Annotated in this window: 1 pseudogene; it reads left to right on the top strand. The window is 51.8% G+C overall.

Annotated elements, in window-relative coordinates:
- Positions 1–85: 85 nt before the first annotated feature.
- Positions 86–255 (top strand): annotated as a pseudogene (locus Xkoz_RS19470) (IS1 family transposase); the annotation flags it as partial.

The raw sequence follows: 255 nt of genomic DNA, 5'->3' as shown, positions 1-255 counted from the left end.
GGGTCTGTCGGGAGCCGGATGCGGTAGTTCTGCATGTCCGGTTCTGAGGAGGGATCTGCCCAGGTGACTGGGTAGGTCTACTCACCAGCAGTGGTCATTGGTCGGCAACAAGAAGAATCAACGCTGGCTCGGGTATGCGTGGGAACCAAACCAGAGGCAAATCATCGCACATGTATTTGGCGATCGCAGTAAAAAAACGCTGGAAAAACTGTTGGCGCTTCTGGCATCGTTTGAAATCCAGTATTATTGTACTGA

Source organism: Xenorhabdus kozodoii (assembly GCF_002632875.1).
GTDB classification, from domain to species: domain Bacteria; phylum Pseudomonadota; class Gammaproteobacteria; order Enterobacterales; family Enterobacteriaceae; genus Xenorhabdus; species Xenorhabdus kozodoii.
The sequence above is the reverse complement of the archived record's forward strand: the minus strand, read 5'-3'. Positions and strand labels throughout refer to the sequence as shown.